Source organism: Micromonospora sp. CA-111912, from assembly GCF_050948415.1.
Taxonomy (GTDB): domain Bacteria; phylum Actinomycetota; class Actinomycetes; order Mycobacteriales; family Micromonosporaceae; genus Micromonospora.
The window spans coordinates 2,472,711-2,488,449 of record NZ_CP192007.1 but is presented as its reverse complement, the minus strand read 5'-3'; the positions used below and the strand labels follow the sequence as shown (position 1 = coordinate 2,488,449).

Genomic DNA, 15,739 nt, shown 5'->3' with positions numbered 1-15,739 from the left:
AATGAATTTCGCTCGAAGGGGCAAAAGCCGCCATCTTCTCGGAAACCCTCGTTCAGGCGATGACGGCACCATTCACCCCCATACGCTGGTCGCATGGAATTCGACCAGCACACCGTCGTGCTCCTGGCCTGGCCCGAGGACGCGCCGGAACTGCCCCGGGACGCTGCGGACCGGTTGCGCGACGCCCACCTGGCCCACCAGGCGGGGCTGGTGGAGCAGGGCCTCGTCCTGGCGGCCGGCCCCTTCCTCGACCCCGACGACGACCGGCTGCGCGGCTTCGCGGTGCTCGCGGTCGATCGGGCGGCGGCCCGCGAGCTGTACGGCAACGACCCGGCGGTCCGGGCCGGCCGGCTCGTCGTGCGGGTGATGAGCTGGCTGGTGCCGCAGGGCAACGTCCGGTTCGGCGGCGTGCCGATCCCCCGGTCGATGCTGGAGATGGCGGCGGGCGACTGAGCCGGGGCCGGCACGGGGCCGGGGGCCGCCGGGGTGGTCAGCCGGCGGCGTCCTCGCGGGGCGCCGGCACCCCGACACCGGCGTCGACCTGGTGGTCGGCCCAGACGTACTCCGTGGGCAGCAGCTCGGCGACCGGCACGGCGCGCAGCGCGTCCGCCGGGCCGACGATGACCCGGATCGACGGGAAGTAGTCCAGCAGCACCTGTCGGCACCGGCCGCACGGCGGGATGACGCCCCGTCCCCGGTCGCCCACGGCCACGATCGTCTCCAACTCGCCCGCGCCCTGAGTGGCGGCCGCCCCGATCGCGACCACCTCGGCGCACGGCCCACCGGTGAAGTGGTAGACGTTCACGCCGGTGAAGACCCGGCCGTCGGCGGTGCGGGCGGCGGCGGCGACGGTGTGGTTGTCGCTGCGACAGCGCAGCTTGGCGACCGCCGTGGCGGCCTGTACCAGCGCCCGGTCGGTGTCTCGCATGGTCATTCTCGGCGTCCCCGCGGTCGGTGTCGGTCGGCGGTCAACTCTAGACCGCGATAACCGGGGGGCGGCCGGCACTCGGGCTGCCTATCCTTGGCGACGACATGCAGAATCCAGCCGCTCCCGCCGCACCGGCCGCGTCCGACACCGTCCGCGAGCTGCACCGCCGCCTGCCCACCCTGATGTTCCGCGACCAGCGCCGGCTCCAGCGGCGCCTCGACGGCGCCCGGCGGCTGCGCGACCCGCAGCGGCGCGAGGCTGCCCTGGCCGAGATCACCGCCGACGTGGCCCGGGCCGAGCAGCGGCTCGCCGACCGTCGGGCGGCCGTGCCCGTGATCACCTACCCGGCCGGGCTGCCGGTCAGCGAACGCAGGGACGACATCGCCGCCGCGATCCGCGACCACCAGGTGGTGATCGTGGCCGGCGAGACCGGTTCCGGCAAGACCACCCAGCTGCCGAAGATCTGCCTGGAGCTGGGGCGTGGGGTGCACGGGCTGATCGGGCACACCCAGCCGCGCCGGCTGGCCGCCCGGACGGTGGCCGACCGGATCGCCGAGGAGCTGGGCACCGAGCTGGGCGACGTGGTCGGCTACAAGGTCCGCTTCCACGACCAGGTCGGCGACCGCAGCCTGGTGAAGCTGATGACCGACGGCATCCTGCTGGCCGAGTTGCAGACCGACCGGATGCTGCGCCAGTACGACACGCTGATCATCGACGAGGCGCACGAGCGCTCCCTCAACATCGACTTCATCCTGGGGTACCTGCGGCAGCTCCTCCCCCGCCGCCCCGACCTCAAGGTGATCATCACCTCGGCGACCATCGAGACCGGGCGGTTCGCCCGGCACTTCGCCGCCCCGCCCGTCGAGGGGGAGGCGGAGGGCAGACCGGCGCCGGTCGTCGAGGTGTCCGGACGGACGTACCCGGTGGAGCTGCGGTACCGGCCGCTGGTCGAGGTCACCGAAACCGAGGCCGACGAGACCGACGACGAGGAGAACGTCCGCGACCAGGTCCAGGCGATCGGCGACGCGGTGGAGGAGCTGGCCGCCGAGGGGCCGGGCGACATCCTGGTCTTCCTCTCCGGCGAGCGGGAGATCCGGGACACCGCCGACGCGCTGGCCAGGCTGGTGGAGAGGAAGCGGTCGCTGCTCGGCACCGAGATCCTGCCGCTGTACGCCCGGCTGTCCTCCGCCGAGCAGCACCGGGTGTTCGCCCCGCACGGCGGGCGCCGGGTGGTGCTGGCCACCAACGTCGCGGAGACCTCGCTGACCGTGCCCGGCATCAAGTACGTGGTGGACCCGGGCACCGCCCGGATCTCCCGGTACTCCAGCCGGCTGAAGGTGCAGCGGCTGCCGATCGAGCCGGTGTCCCAGGCATCGGCCAACCAGCGTAAGGGCCGCTGCGGGCGCACCTCGGACGGCATCTGCATCCGCCTCTACGACGAGCCGGACTTCCTGTCCCGCCCAGAGTTCACCGACCCGGAGATCCTGCGCACCAACCTGGCCTCGGTCATCCTCCAGATGACCTCGATCGGGCTGGGCGACGTCGCGGCGTTCCCGTTCATCGACCCGCCGGACCGGCGCAACGTCGCCGACGGGGTGAACCTGCTGCACGAGCTGGGCGCGCTCGACCCCGCCGAGACCGACCCGGACAAGCGGCTCACCCCGCTGGGCCGGCGGCTGGCCCAGCTCCCGGTCGACCCCCGGCTGGCCCGGATGGTCCTCGAGGGCGAGCGCAACGGCTGCGCCACCGAGGTGATGGTGATCGCTGCCGCGCTATCCATCCAGGACCCACGCGAGCGGCCGGCGGAGCGGCAGGCCCAGGCCGACCAGGCGCACGCCCGGTTCGCCGACCGGGAATCCGACTTCGTCGCGCTGCTGAACCTGTGGCGGTACCTGCGGGAACAGCAGCGGGAGCTGTCGTCGAGCGCGTTCCGCCGGATGTGCAAGGCGGAGTACCTCAACTACCTGCGGGTGCGCGAGTGGCAGGACATCGTCAGCCAGCTCCGCCAGGTGCTCCGTACCCCCGAGCAGGGCGACGGCCGACGGGGTGGGCGCGACGCGAAGGAGGCCGGGGCGGACGGCGGACGGCGCGGCCCGGCCGCGGACCTGCCGGAGGAGATCGACACCCCGAAGGTGCACCAGTCGCTGCTGGCCGGCCTGCTGTCCCACGTCGGGCTCAAGGACCCGCAGAAGCACGAGTACCTGGGCGCGCGGGGCGCGAAGTTCGCCCTGTTCCCGGGGTCGGCGCTGTTCAAGAAGCCGCCGCGCTGGGTGATGGCCGCCGAGTTGGTGGAGACCTCCCGGCTGTGGGGTCGGGTGGCCGGCCGGGTCGAGCCGGAGTGGGTCGAGCCGCTGGCCCAGCACCTGGTCAAGCGCAGCTACAGCGAGCCGCACTGGGAGAAGAAGCAGGCGGCGGTGCTGGCGTACGAGAAGGTCACCCTGTACGGCGTGCCGCTGGTCACCGCCCGGAAGGTGAACTTCGGCCGGATCGATTCGGCGCTGTCCCGGGAGCTGTTCATCCGGCACGCCCTGGTCGAGGGCGACTGGCAGACCCACCACCAGTTCTGGCAGGACAACCAGCGGCTGCTGACCGAGATCGCGGAGTTGGAGAACCGGGCCCGACGGCGGGACATCCTGGTCGACGACGAGACGATCTTCCAGTTCTACGACGAGCGGATCCCGGCCGACGTGGTATCCGGGCGGCACTTCGACGCCTGGTGGAAGCAGACCCGCCGGGAGCGGCCCGACCTGCTCACGTTCACCCGGGAGCTGCTGGTCAACGCCGGCCGGGGCGGGGTCGCCGAGGCCGACTACCCGGACGAGTGGCGGACGGAGGGCGTCGCCCTCCCGCTGACCTACACCTTCGATCCGGGCACCTCGACCGACGGGGTGACGGTGGACATCCCGCTGCCGCTGCTCAACCAGGTGCCGGTGGACAGCTTCGACTGGCAGGTCCCCGGCCTGCGCGAGGAGATGGTGATCGCGCTGATCCGGTCGCTGCCCAAGCCGGTCCGGCGCAACTTCGTCCCGGTCCCCGACTACGCCCGGGCGGCGCTCGCCGCGATCACCCCGGGCGAGGAGCCGCTGCTGGACGCGCTGACCCGGCAGCTGCGCCGGATGACCGGGGTGACCGTGCCCCGGGACGCCTGGGAACCGGCGAAACTCCCCGCCCACCTGCGGGTCAGCTTCCGGGTGCTCGACGAGGAGAACAAGCCCGTCGCCGAGGGCAAGGACCTGCCGGCCCTGCAACTCCAGCTCCGCCAGGAGGTGCGCCAGGTGGTGGCCGCCGCCGCGCCGGAGGTGGCCCGCACCGGGCTGACCCAGTGGAGCATCGGCGCCCTGCCACGCACCATCGAACAGGTCCGCGCGGGGTACGCGGTGACCGCGTACCCGGCGCTGGTCGACGAGGGGCAGACGGTCGGGGTGAAGGTCTTCGACTCCGAGGCCGAGCAGGCCGCCGCGCACTGGGCCGGCACCCGGCGGCTGCTGCGGCTGACCGTGCCGTCCCCGGCGAAGTTCCTCCAGGGGCGGCTGTCCAACGAGGCGAAGCTGGCGCTGAGCCGCAACCCGCACGGCGGCGTGCAGCAGCTCATCTCCGACGCCGCCGGGGCGGCGATCGACCGGCTGATCGCCGAGGCCGGCGGCCCCGCGTGGGACGCCGAGGGCTTCGCCGCGCTGCGCGAGCGGGTCCGCGCCGACCTGGTGGACACCGTGGTCGAGGTGATGGGGCGGGTGCGGCAGGTGCTCGCCGCCGGGTACGCCGTCGAGCAGCGGCTCGGCAAGACCCAGAACCTGGCCGTGGTTGCCGCCCTGGCCGACATCCGGGTCCAGCTCTCCGGCCTGGTGCACGCCGGCTTCATCACCGAGACCGGGTACGCCCGCCTAACCGACCTGCTGCGCTACCTGACCGCGATCGAACGGCGGCTGGACCGGCTGCCGGGCAACCCGCAGCGGGACCGCCAGCAGCAGGACCGGATCGCGGTGGTGCAGAAGGAGTACGCCGACCTGCTCGCCGCGCTGCCGCCGAGCCGACGGCAGTCGGCGGCGGTGCGGCAGATCCGCTGGATGATCGAGGAGTTGCGGGTGAACGTGTTCGCCCAGGCGCTCGGCACCCCGTACCCGGTCTCCGAGCAGCGGATCTACCGGGCGATGGACGACGCCGAGGGCCGCTGAGCCGTCCGGGGCGGGTCGGACCGGCCCTCCCCCGGGCGGTACGGCCGCCGCCGCCCGGGGACCGACGGCGTGCTGGCGGCGGGTCAGTGCACCGGCGCGGGCACCGCCCGGCCGACCGGGAGCCCCCGCACGGAGTTGGTCAGGCCGCCGGAGCGGGCCTCCGGGTACGCGTGCGCCCACCAGGCCCGGTTCTCCCGGTACCAGTGGAAGACCTCGGACAGCCCCTCGGCGAACGGGATCCGCGGCTCGAAGCCGAGCTCGTCGGAGATCTTGGTGTAGTCGAGCGAGTACCGCTGGTCCTGGACCTTGCGGTCGGCGACGTGCCGCACCCGTTCCCAGCCGGCCCCGGCGAGCAGCAGGATCTTCTCGGCCAGCGCCTTGTTGGTCAGCTCGACGTCGCCGCCGATGTTGTAGACCTCCCCGGCGCGGCCCTTGCCCAACACCAGCGCGATGGCCCGGCAGTGGTCGTCGACGTGCAGCCACTCCCGGACCGCGCCGCCGTCACCGTGCAGGGTGATGTCCCCACCGGTGAGCAGGCTGGTGACGAAGCGCGGGATGACCTTCTCCACGTGCTGGTAGGGCCCGTAGTTGTTGGCGCACCGGGTGATCGACACGTCGACGTCGAAGGTGCGCCAGTACGAGCGCACGACGTGGTCGCTGGCCGCCTTCGACGCCGCGTACGGCGAGTTGGGCTCCAGCACGCAGCGCTCGGTCCACGCGCCGTCGGTGATCGACCCGTATACCTCGTCGGTGGAGACGTGCACGACCCGGCCCACGCCGGCGCGGGCGCAGGCGGCCATCAGGCGGTGCGAGCCCATCACGTTCGTCTCGAAGAACGGGGCCGGGTCGTCGATGGAGCGGTCCACATGTGATTCGGCGGCGAAGTGCACCACCGCGTCGTGCCCGGGGACCAGGTCGGCGAGCAGCGGCCGGTCGCAGATGTCGCCGCGGACGAAGGCCAGGCGGGGGTGGCTGACGGGCAGGTTGTTGCGGTCGCTCGCGTAGGTCAGCTTGTCCAGGACCGTCACGTGGCAGTCCTCGAAGCCGGTGTACCGCCCGTTGAGCAGGCTCCGGGCGAAGTGTGACCCGATGAAGCCGGCACCGCCGGTAACCAGGATCCTCATGTGGTGGCCTCCCTGCCACGCGAAGCCCGCGCGTTCGACTTCGTCTTCGACAGGCCGACGGGGCGTCGTGCCTGTGCAAGGCTTCACCATAGGGGACCAACAGGAGCAACGCGGCTGATACAACGCCCTTAAGGACTATTTAACTCAAGCACGGCACAAGCGGACGGCAGGGTCGCAACATTCCCCCGACCGGGGTCCCTCACCTCGGCTCCACCCCGGGCGGGAGGCCGTCCGCCTCGATCGCGGTGTGCACGTAGTCCATCAGGATGCGGCGCAGCTCGCGCCCGGCGTGGGTGGGCACGACGTCGCGGCGGCGGGCCACGGCGATGGTCCGGCGCACCCCCGGCGGGGCCAGCCGGGTGACCCGGATGGCGGGGCGGCGGGCCACCACGATGCCGGGCACCAGCGCCACCCCGAGCCCGGCCTCGACGAAGCTGAGCACGGCGTCCATCTCGCCGCCGTCGACGGAGAGGGTGGGCTCGAAGCCGGCCTCCCGGCATGCCTGGAGGGTGGCGTCGCGCAGGTCGTAGCCCTCGCGGAACATGACCAGCGGCTGGCCGCGCAGGTCGGTGACGCGCAGTTCGCCGGCCGCCGAGGTGCCGGGGACCTCGTCGAGCGAGGCCACCACCAGGCTCTCCCGCAGGATCTCCTCGGTGTGCAGCCCCGGATCCGCGCCGTGCGCGGGCATGATGATCAACGCCAGGTCGAGGTCGCCGCGGAGCAGGTCGCGGACCAGGTTCTGCGAGCCGCCCTCCTCCACCCGCAGGTCGACGCCGGGGTGGGCGTCGCGGAACCGGCGCAGCACCGGCGGGGCGAGCGCGGTGGCCAGGCTCGGGGTGGCGCCGAGCCGGACCCGGCCGCGCCGCAGCCCGACCAGTTCCTGGACCTCGCGGGTGGCGGTCTCGACGTCGGCGAGGATCCGCCTGGCCAGCGGGAGCAGCACCTCGCCGGCGGCGGTGAGGGCGATGTTGCCCCGCACCCGCTCGAACAGCGGTGCCCCGAGGTCGGCCTCCAGGGCGTGAATTTGCTTACTCAACGAGGGCTGGGTTATGCCGACGACATCGGCCGCCTGGGTGAAATGTCGCACTTCCGCGACTGCGACGAAGTAGCGGAGCTGATGGAGCTGCATCTACATAGCCTATGGCTATCAAGACTGCGAGGTCGATGCATTGGACGACTGGTCGAAGTGCTCCTAGCGTCGGTCGAGTGGTACTCACGAAAACTCGGTCGCCCATCCGCTCCAACGTCGGCCTGAAGGCCGTCATGGCGGTGACGGGCATCCTCCTCATGCTGTTCCTGATCGCCCACATGCTCGGCAACCTGAAGATCTTCACCGGCGAGACCGCGTTCGACCACTACGGGCACTGGCTGCGCGACCTCGGCACGCCGCTGCTCCCGTCGACCTGGTTCCTGTGGATCCAGCGCACGGCGCTGCTGGTGGCCGTGCTGGGCCACATCGCCGCCGCCACGGTGCTCGCCGCGCGCGCCCGCGCCGCCCGCCCGGTGCGGTACGCCCACCGCAAGGCGATCCGGGGCAGCTACGCGGCCCGCACCATGCGCTGGGGTGGGGTGATCATCCTGCTCTTCGTGATCTACCACATCCTGGACCTGACCACCGGTCACCTGAACCCCAAGGGCGATCCCAGCAACCCGTACGGCAACGTGGTCGCCGACTTCGCGCCGGAGCGTTGGTACGTCACGCTCTTCTACACCCTGGCGATCGTGGCGCTCGGCTTCCACCTGCGCCACGGGGCGTTCAGCGCATTCCGCAGCCTCGGCCAGCAGACCCCCGGGGGCGAGCGCCGGGCGCGTGCCGCCGCACTCGTCCTCGCCGTCGTGCTCTGCGCCGGCTACCTGGCGGTCCCGTTCGCCGTACTCACCGGATTGGTGGCCTGACCATGGATCTGTTCACCGAGGGCGACCCGATCGCCGACACGTCGGCTCCCGGCGGCCCGGTCGAGGCCCGCTGGGACACCCGCCGCTTCGAGGCCAAGCTGGTCAACCCGGCCAACCGCCGCAAGATGACGGTGATCGTGGTGGGCACCGGCCTGGCCGGCGGGTCGGCCGCCGCCACGCTGGCCGAGCAGGGCTACCGCGTCAGGTCGTACTGCTACCAGGACAGCCCGCGCCGGGCCCACTCGATCGCCGCGCAGGGCGGCATCAACGCCGCCAAGAACTACCGCAACGACGGCGACTCGGTGCACCGGCTGTTCTACGACACCGTCAAGGGCGGCGACTTCCGCTCCCGGGAGTCGAACGTGCACCGGCTGGCCGAGGTGTCGGTCAACATCATCGACCAGTGCGTCGCCCAGGGCGTGCCCTTCGCCCGCGAGTACGGCGGCCTGCTCGACACCCGCTCGTTCGGCGGCGCGCAGGTGCAGCGCACCTTCTACGCCCGGGGCCAGACGGGCCAGCAGCTGCTGCTCGGGGCGTACCAGGCGCTGGAGCGGCAGATCGGCCTGGGCAACGTCGAGATGAACGCCCGGCACGAGATGCTGGAGCTGGTCGTCGTCGACGGACGGGCCCGGGGCATCGTGGTCCGGAACCTGGTCACCGGCGTGATCAGCACCGAGATGGCCGACGCGGTGGTGCTCGCCTCCGGCGGGTACGGCAACGTCTTCTACCTCTCCACCAATGCCAAGGGCTGCAACGTCACCGCGACCTGGCGGGCGCACCGCAAGGGCGCCTACTTCGCCAACCCCTGCTACACCCAGATCCACCCGACCTGCATCCCCGTCTCCGGCGACCACCAGTCGAAGCTGACGCTGATGAGCGAGTCGCTGCGCAACGACGGCCGGGTGTGGGTGCCGAAGGCCACCGGCGACGACCGCGCGCCCCGGGACATCCCCGAGGACGAGCGGGACTACTACCTGGAGCGGATCTACCCCTCCTTCGGCAACCTGGTGCCCCGGGACATCGCCTCCCGGGCCGCGAAGAACGTCTGCGACTCCGGCCGGGGCGTCGGGCCGACCAAGCTCGGCGTCTACCTCGACTTCGCCGACGCGATCGACCGGCTCGGCCGCAAGGCCATCGAGGCCAAGTACGGCAACCTCTTCGAGATGTACGAGCGGATCACCGGCGAGGACCCGTACCAGGTCCCGATGCGGATCTACCCCGCCGTGCACTACACGATGGGCGGCCTCTGGGTCGACTACGACCTCCAGTCGACCATCCCCGGGCTGTTCGTGATCGGCGAGGCGAACTTCTCCGACCACGGTGCGAACCGGCTCGGCGCCTCGGCGCTGATGCAGGGCCTGGCCGACGGCTACTTCGTGCTGCCCAGCACCATCGCCAACTACCTGGCCTCCGGGCCGCTGGAGAAGGTCGACGCCAGCCACCCGGCGGCGGTCGAGGCCCGCGCCGACGTGGAGGATCGCGTCCGGCGGCTGCTGGCGGTCGACGGCGACCGGACGGTCGACTCGTTCCACCGCGAGCTGGGCCAGATCATGTGGGAGCACTGCGGGATGGAGCGCAGCGAGGCCGGGCTGCGCAAGGCGATCGACGAGATCCGCGCGCTGCGCGAGGAGTTCTGGCAGCGGGTCCGGGTGCCGGGCGACGGCGAGGGGCTCAACCAGTCGCTGGAGAAGGCCGGCCGGGTGGCCGACTTCTTCGAGCTGGCCGAGCTGATGTGTGTCGACGCCCTGCACCGCGAGGAGTCCTGCGGCGGTCACTTCCGGGCCGAGCACCAGACCCCGGACGGCGAGGCGCAGCGCGACGACGACCGGTTCGCCTACGTGGCGGCCTGGGAGTACACCACCCCCGGTGAGCCGGCCGTGCTGCACAGGGAAGACCTGAAGTTCGAATACGTGCACCCGACGCAGCGGAGCTACAAGTGAACCTGACCCTGCGCATCTGGCGCCAGCCCGGCCCCGAGGACAAGGGTCGGATGGTGACCTACCAGGTCGAGGACGTCTCCCCCGACATGTCGTTCCTGGAGATGCTCGACGTGCTCAACGAGCGGCTGATCCTCTCCGGGGAGGAGCCGGTGGCGTTCGACCACGACTGCCGCGAGGGCATCTGCGGCATGTGCGGCCTGATGATCAACGGCGACGCGCACGGGCCGCAGCGCGGCACCACCGCGTGCCAGCTGCACATGCGGCAGTTCTCCGACGGCGACACGATCGACATCGAGCCGTGGCGGGCCCGCGCCTTCCCGGTCATCAAGGACCTGGTGGTCGACCGGGACGCCTTCGACAAGATCATCGCTGCCGGCGGGTACATCACCGCGCCGACCGGCAGCGCCCCCGACGCGCACGCCACGCCGGTGGCCAAGGCCGACGCGGACGCCGCATTCGAGTCGGCCGCCTGCATCGGCTGCGGGGCCTGCGTGGCGGCCTGCCCGAACGGCTCCGGCATGCTCTTCACCGCCGCCAAGCTCACCCAGCTCTCGCTGCTGCCGCAGGGCCAGCCCGAGCGGTACACCCGGGTGATCGGGATGGTCGACGCGCACGACGAGGCCGGCTTCGGCGGCTGCACCAACGCCGGCGAGTGCACGGCGGTCTGCCCGAAGGGCATCCCGCTGAACACCATCGGCCGACTCAACCGCGACTACCTCACGGCGACCGCCAAGGGCCGCGGCACCCCGGGCTCCTGACCCGACCGCACCCCGACGACCGACCGCCGCGCCCCACCGAGGGCCGGCGGTCGGTCCGTCTCCAGCCCAGCTCAACGTACGGCTCAGATCAGCGCGCTCCAGGTCACCGGGCCGACGAGACCATCGGCGACGAGACCGTTGCGGCTCTGGAAGCCGCGTACCGCGCTGGTGGTGACCGAACCGAAACCGCCGTCCACGACGAGGCCCGCGCCCCGGCCGTTGAGCGCGGTCTGCAGGCCGCGGACCAGGTCGCCGGAGTTGCCCTCCTGCAGGGGCAGGACGAGGGCCGTCCAGGTGATCGGGCCGACCATGCCGTCGGCGTAGAGGCCTCGCCCGCTCTGGAACGACCTGACCGCCGAGGCGCAGGCCGGCCCGAAGACGCCGTCCACGACGACGGAGATGCCGCGCGCCCGCACCAGGTACTGGATCACCTTGGGCGCCCACCCCGACGCGCCCTGGCTGACGCTCGGGTAGCCGGTGCTGCCGACGGGGGCCGTCGAGCCGAGGGTGATACCCCGGTTGGCCAGGAAGACCCGGGGGTCCGTCGAGGTCAACCGGGGTCGGTGGATCTCGAAGTGCAGGTGCGGGCCGGTCGAGTTGCCGGTGGTGCCCATCAGGCCGATCAGCTGTCCGCAGCTGACCTGCTGGCCGTCGCTGACCAGCACCCGGTGGAGGTGGCCGTAGTAGGAGAAGTAGCTGTCGGCGTGGTTGAGGTGGACGCTGTTGCCGCTGCGACCGCCCAGGGGGCCGCTCGACGTGTCGCCCGGGTACGAGTTGGTCTTGATGTCCCGGACCGTTCCGGCGGCCGTCGCGTAGACCGGGGTGCCCTGGCTGTTCGCCACGTCCCAGCCCGTGTGGGTGGGGCGGCCGGGGGTCTTGTATCCGGAGGTCAGCGCGCCGAGCGTCGGGTTGCTCCAGCCGGCGACCGCCGCCATCGCCGGGCTGGGCACGCCGACGACCCCGACCCCGATCCCGACGCCCAGCGCCGTGAGGAGGGTGCGGCGCCGAGCCGGCGCGTCGAGTAGGCGGCCCGGTTCCGAATCGTCGCTCATTGTTGTCTCCCGATGCTCGTGTCGTGGCCGGTGGACGATCCGGTGGCGGCCATCGTAGATCTTCCATATCGACGGATCAATATCCGGACCGCTGCGGGAGCCGCAGGCGGAGCAGGCCATCGCCGGGTCGACGTGCGAGCCACCGGCGCCCGCGCCTCCGGTTCAACGGCCCCGACGCGGGTAGCAGTTCCGTAGCGGCGGCACCGACGAGGGGACGATGACGACATGAAGGCACTGACCTGGCAGGGCAAACGGGACGTCCGGGTCGAGGAGGTGCCGGACCCGCGCATCGAGGAGCCGACCGATGCCGTCGTCCGGATCACCTCCACCGCGATCTGCGGCTCCGACCTGCACCTGTACGAGGTGCTGGGGCCGTACCTGAAGCCCGGCGACGTGCTGGGCCACGAGCCGATGGGGATCGTCGAGGAGGTCGGGTCCGGGGTGACCCGGCTCAAGCCGGGCGACCGCGTGGTGGTCCCGTTCAACATCTCCTGCGGCTCCTGCTGGATGTGCGACCGGCAGCTCTACGCCCAGTGCGAGACCACCCAGGTGACCTCGGAGGGCAAGGGCGCCGCCCTGTTCGGCTACACCTCGCTGTACGGCTCGGTGCCCGGCGGGCAGGCCGAGTACCTGCGGGTGCCGCACGCCCAGTTCGGGCCGATCAAGGTCCCGGAGACCGGCCCGGACGAGCGCTGGCTGTACCTGTCCGACATCCTGCCCACCGCCTGGCAGGCGGTGCGGTACGCCGACACCCCGCCCGGCGGCACCCTCGCGGTGTTCGGGCTGGGCCCGGTGGGGCAGCTCTGCGCCCGGATCGGCCGGCACCTCGGCGCCGACCGGGTGATCGGGCTGGACCTGGTGCCGGAGCGGCTGGAGATGGCCCGCCGGCACGGCATCGAGACGCTCGACGTCAGCCGGCTCGACAACGTGCCCGACGCGCTGATCGACCTGGTCGACGGGCGCGGACCGGACGCGGTGATCGACGCGGTCGGCATGGAGGCGCACGGCTCCACCTCGGGCAAGCTGGCGCAGGCTGCGGCCGGGATGCTGCCGGACAAGCTGGCCCGGACCATGACGGACAGGGCGGGCGTGGACCGGCTGACCGTGCTGCACGCCGCGCTGAAGGCGGTCCGCCGGGGCGGCACCGTGTCGATCTCCGGGGTGTACGGCGGGGAGGTCGACCCGCTGCCGCTGATGGAGATGTTCGACCGGGGCGTCCAGGTTCGGATGGGGCAGTGTCACGTGCGCCGGTGGACCGACGAGATCATCCCGCTGCTCTCCGGCGACGGCGACCCGCTGGGCGTGGAGGACCTGCGGACCCACCGGATGCCGCTGACGCAGGCGGCGCAGGCGTACCAGATGTTCCAGAAGAAGGAGGACGGCTGCGTCAAGGTCGTGCTCGCGCCGTGACCCGTACGGTCGTCGGCCGGCGGCCCCGATGACCGGTTTCGGGGCCCACAGGAATCGATCTACTCCCCTAGGGTGGCGATGGTACGGATGATCAGCCACCACCGACGGGGGAGACGAATGACGATCAGGGTGAACCGCAGGGCTGCGCTGGGGCTCGGCACGGTGGCGACCGCCGGCACGGTGCTCGGCGCCGGCACGCCGGCCTCCGCCGCCGCCTCGCGCCCCCGGGCGGCGGCCACCGCGGCCGAGGCCGCGAGCTGGGTGGCTGCCAGGTACGCCCAGGAGTCCTCCCGGGCCGGCGGCAACTGGCAGGCGTACGTGACCGTCGCCAACTCGTCCGGTGCCCCGCTGGTGGCCGTCGCCGACGAGGCGGACGCCCAGATCGAGGCGTACAGCGTGAACAAGATCGCGGTGGCCACCGCGGTGCTGGACAAGGTCGACCGGGGGCTGCTCACGCTCGCCCAGCAGGTCGACGTGACGGCGTCGATCGTGGTGCCCGGCGGGGACGGGATCTTCAGCCTGGACGGCGCGTACCCGAGCAGTGTCACCCTGGGGCACGCGCTGGCGAACCTGCTCACCGTCTCCGACGACACCGCCGTCCGGCTCTGCGGCCTGGTCTGCCCGGCGGCCGAGCTGAACCAGATCCTGGTGGCGAAGGGCTTCCCGAACACGCAGGTGCAGCCGGTGGCCAACCCGAACCGGTTCTTCCTCGGCACCAGCACCCCCCGCGAGGCGCACAACCTGCTGCGGGCGCTGGTCGCCGGCACGCTGCTGTCGGCGTCCTCGACGGCGTTCCTGCTCGGGCTGCTGCGCTCCCCCGTCGCGTTCACCGACGGCATCCGGCGCGAGATGTCCTCCGCGCAGCGGGCCCGGATCGCCACCAAGGCGGGCTGGTTCGGCAGCGCCCGGCACGAGGCCGGGGTGATCTTCGACTCCGCCGGCGCGGCGGTGCTGACGTACACCCTGTTCGCCGACGGGCAGGCCGACGCGGGCAACTTCGGCGCGACCCACCCGGCGGTGCAGGCCCGGGCCCGAATGGGGCGCAGCTTCCTGGCCGCCGTCGACGGGCTGACCGGCGGCGGTGCCATCCACCGGCCGGCCGTGCAGCGGCCGAGCAACGGCGGCTGACCAGGCCGGGCCACCGCGCCCGCTCCTCCTGCGCATACCGCCGCTCGAACTCGACGATCCCCCGTCCCTGGCACCCGCGCGGCCGAGCCGACCGGCGCGCGGGTGGGGCGGCGGACTACCGTTGACTGGCGGGACACCGGCGGAGGGGGCACCACGATGGGGGAACCAGCGGAACGGGCCGTTGCGCGGGCACTCGGGCGGCGGCTGCGCGGCGCGGCCGGGCTGGCCGCGCTCGCCGGCCTGGCCTGGGTGGCGCGGGACGTTCCGGCGGCGCTGGGCGGGCGGCTGACCGGGGCGCGCGCCGCGCGGGCGGCCCGCTCGCCGCAGTTCCGCGACGGCACCTTCCACAACCGGCCGAGCACCCGCACGTCGCCCGGCGCGTTCGACCGCAACCTGGTCCGCGAGCTGATCTTCGGCAAGCAGAAGCGCCGGCCGGCCGCCGCCGTCCCGCTGCTGCGCCCGGCCGACGTGCCCGCCGCGACCGAGCGCGAGCTCAACGTCGTCTGGTACGGCCACGCGTCGGCGCTGATCGAGATCGAGGGGCGCCGGGTGCTGATCGACCCGGTGTGGAGCGACCGGTGCTCGCCGTCGGCGCTGGTCGGGCCGCGGCGGCTGCACGAGCCGCCGGTCGGCCTCGACGAGCTGCCCGCCGTGGACGCGATCCTGATCTCCCACGACCACTACGACCACCTCGACATGGCCACCGTGCGGGCGCTGTTGACCGGGCAGTCGGCACCGTTCCTGGTGCCGCTGGGCGTCGGCGCCCACCTGGACCGCTGGGGCGTGCCGGAGCACCGGATCATCGAGCTGGACTGGTCGGAGAGCCACTGGGTCGGGCCGCTGACGATCACCGCCACCGCCGCCCAGCACTTCTCCGGCCGGGGGCTGCGCCGCGACGGCACGCTGTGGAGCTCGTGGGTGGTGGCCGGCGCGCACCGCCGCCTGTTCTACACCGGCGACTCCGGCTACTTCGACGGGTACGCCGAGATCGGCGCGGAGCACGGCCCGTTCGACGTCACGCTGATGCAGATCGGCGCGTACGACCGGGCGTGGCCGGGCATCCACATGTTCCCGGAGGAGGCCGTGGCGGCCCACCTCGACCTGCGCGGCGGGCTGCTCGTCCCGGTGCACTGGGCGACGTTCAACCTGGCCCTGCACGACTGGTCGGAGCCGGTGGACCGGATCTGGGCCGAGGCGAAGGCCCGCGACGTGCGGCTGGCCGTGCCCCGCCCCGGCGAGCGGGTGGTGGTCGACGACCCGCCCGCGGTCGACGGCTGGTGGCAGTCGATCGCCTGAGCGCCCGCGCCGCCCCGTCCGCGCCGCGCTGCCCG

Annotated in this window: 12 protein-coding genes; 8 read left to right on the top strand and 4 right to left on the bottom strand. The window is 72.6% G+C overall.

The genetic code is table 11. The annotated features are described in order from the left end of the window. The first annotated feature begins 93 nt into the window (after positions 1 to 93). Positions 94 to 453: a YciI family protein gene (locus tag ACQPZO_RS10380; protein WP_396674001.1), complete on the top strand. Its 360-nt coding sequence runs from the start codon at positions 94 to 96 to the stop codon at positions 451 to 453. A gap of 37 nt (positions 454 to 490) precedes the next feature. Here the strand turns inward: ACQPZO_RS10380 and ACQPZO_RS10375 are convergent, their stop codons facing one another. After that, a complete protein-coding gene (locus ACQPZO_RS10375) occupies positions 491 to 934 on the bottom strand; it encodes a cytidine deaminase family protein (RefSeq protein WP_433349203.1) in 444 nt (147 codons plus the stop codon). A 98-nt stretch (positions 935 to 1,032) separates the two neighbouring features. Here ACQPZO_RS10375 and hrpA point away from each other — a divergent pair, with 98 nt between their 5' ends. Beyond that, positions 1,033 to 5,100, top strand: coding sequence for an ATP-dependent RNA helicase HrpA (hrpA, locus tag ACQPZO_RS10370; protein ID WP_433349200.1), 4,068 nt, complete (start codon positions 1,033 to 1,035; stop codon positions 5,098 to 5,100). An 83-nt stretch (positions 5,101 to 5,183) separates the two neighbouring features. Here hrpA and rfbB read toward each other — a convergent pair whose 3' ends face one another. Both rfbB and ACQPZO_RS10360 read right to left on the bottom strand, forming a co-directional pair. Further along, positions 5,184 to 6,224, bottom strand: a complete 1,041-nt coding sequence (gene rfbB, locus ACQPZO_RS10365; RefSeq protein ID WP_433349198.1) for a dTDP-glucose 4,6-dehydratase — start codon at positions 6,222 to 6,224, stop codon at positions 5,184 to 5,186. Between the two features lie 199 nt (positions 6,225 to 6,423). Next, on the bottom strand, positions 6,424 to 7,353 hold the full coding sequence (locus ACQPZO_RS10360) for a LysR family transcriptional regulator (protein WP_433349196.1): 930 nt from the start codon (positions 7,351 to 7,353) through the stop codon (positions 6,424 to 6,426). A 134-nt stretch (positions 7,354 to 7,487) separates the two neighbouring features. Between ACQPZO_RS10360 and ACQPZO_RS10355 the strand changes: the two genes are divergently transcribed. From ACQPZO_RS10355 to ACQPZO_RS10345, 3 genes are read left to right on the top strand one after another with little or no spacing between them, the layout of a single operon-like run. Continuing rightward, positions 7,488 to 8,120 carry a succinate dehydrogenase cytochrome b subunit gene (locus tag ACQPZO_RS10355; protein WP_433350920.1) on the top strand — a complete coding sequence of 211 codons (633 nt, stop codon included), beginning with the start codon at positions 7,488 to 7,490 and terminating at the stop codon, positions 8,118 to 8,120. A gap of 2 nt (positions 8,121 to 8,122) precedes the next feature. Beyond that, positions 8,123 to 10,060 (top strand): fumarate reductase/succinate dehydrogenase flavoprotein subunit, encoded by a 1,938-nt coding sequence (locus tag ACQPZO_RS10350; RefSeq protein ID WP_433349194.1) that lies wholly within the window; start codon positions 8,123 to 8,125, stop codon positions 10,058 to 10,060. Beyond that, positions 10,057 to 10,818 carry a succinate dehydrogenase/fumarate reductase iron-sulfur subunit gene (locus ACQPZO_RS10345; protein ID WP_433349192.1) on the top strand — a complete coding sequence of 254 codons (762 nt, stop codon included), beginning with the start codon at positions 10,057 to 10,059 and terminating at the stop codon, positions 10,816 to 10,818. Before ACQPZO_RS10350 ends, ACQPZO_RS10345 begins: the two co-directional genes overlap by 4 nt. An 83-nt stretch (positions 10,819 to 10,901) precedes the next feature. Here ACQPZO_RS10345 and ACQPZO_RS10340 read toward each other — a convergent pair whose 3' ends face one another. Further along, positions 10,902 to 11,870 (bottom strand): peptidoglycan DD-metalloendopeptidase family protein, encoded by a 969-nt coding sequence (locus ACQPZO_RS10340; protein ID WP_433349190.1) that lies wholly within the window; start codon positions 11,868 to 11,870, stop codon positions 10,902 to 10,904. A gap of 225 nt (positions 11,871 to 12,095) precedes the next feature. Here ACQPZO_RS10340 and ACQPZO_RS10335 point away from each other — a divergent pair, with 225 nt between their 5' ends. The 3 genes from ACQPZO_RS10335 to ACQPZO_RS10325 all read left to right on the top strand — a co-directional run bounded on the left by ACQPZO_RS10335 (position 12,096) and on the right by ACQPZO_RS10325 (position 15,704). Continuing rightward, the gene (locus ACQPZO_RS10335) at positions 12,096 to 13,280 is read left to right on the top strand and encodes a zinc-dependent alcohol dehydrogenase (RefSeq protein WP_433349188.1); all 1,185 of its coding nucleotides are present in this window, start codon (positions 12,096 to 12,098) and stop codon (positions 13,278 to 13,280) included. 117 nt (positions 13,281 to 13,397) lie between these two features. Then, positions 13,398 to 14,408 (top strand): serine hydrolase, encoded by a 1,011-nt coding sequence (locus ACQPZO_RS10330; RefSeq protein WP_433349186.1) that lies wholly within the window; start codon positions 13,398 to 13,400, stop codon positions 14,406 to 14,408. A gap of 156 nt (positions 14,409 to 14,564) precedes the next feature. Then, on the top strand, positions 14,565 to 15,704 hold the full coding sequence (locus ACQPZO_RS10325) for an MBL fold metallo-hydrolase (RefSeq protein WP_433349184.1): 1,140 nt from the start codon (positions 14,565 to 14,567) through the stop codon (positions 15,702 to 15,704). Positions 15,705 to 15,739 lie beyond the last annotated feature (35 nt).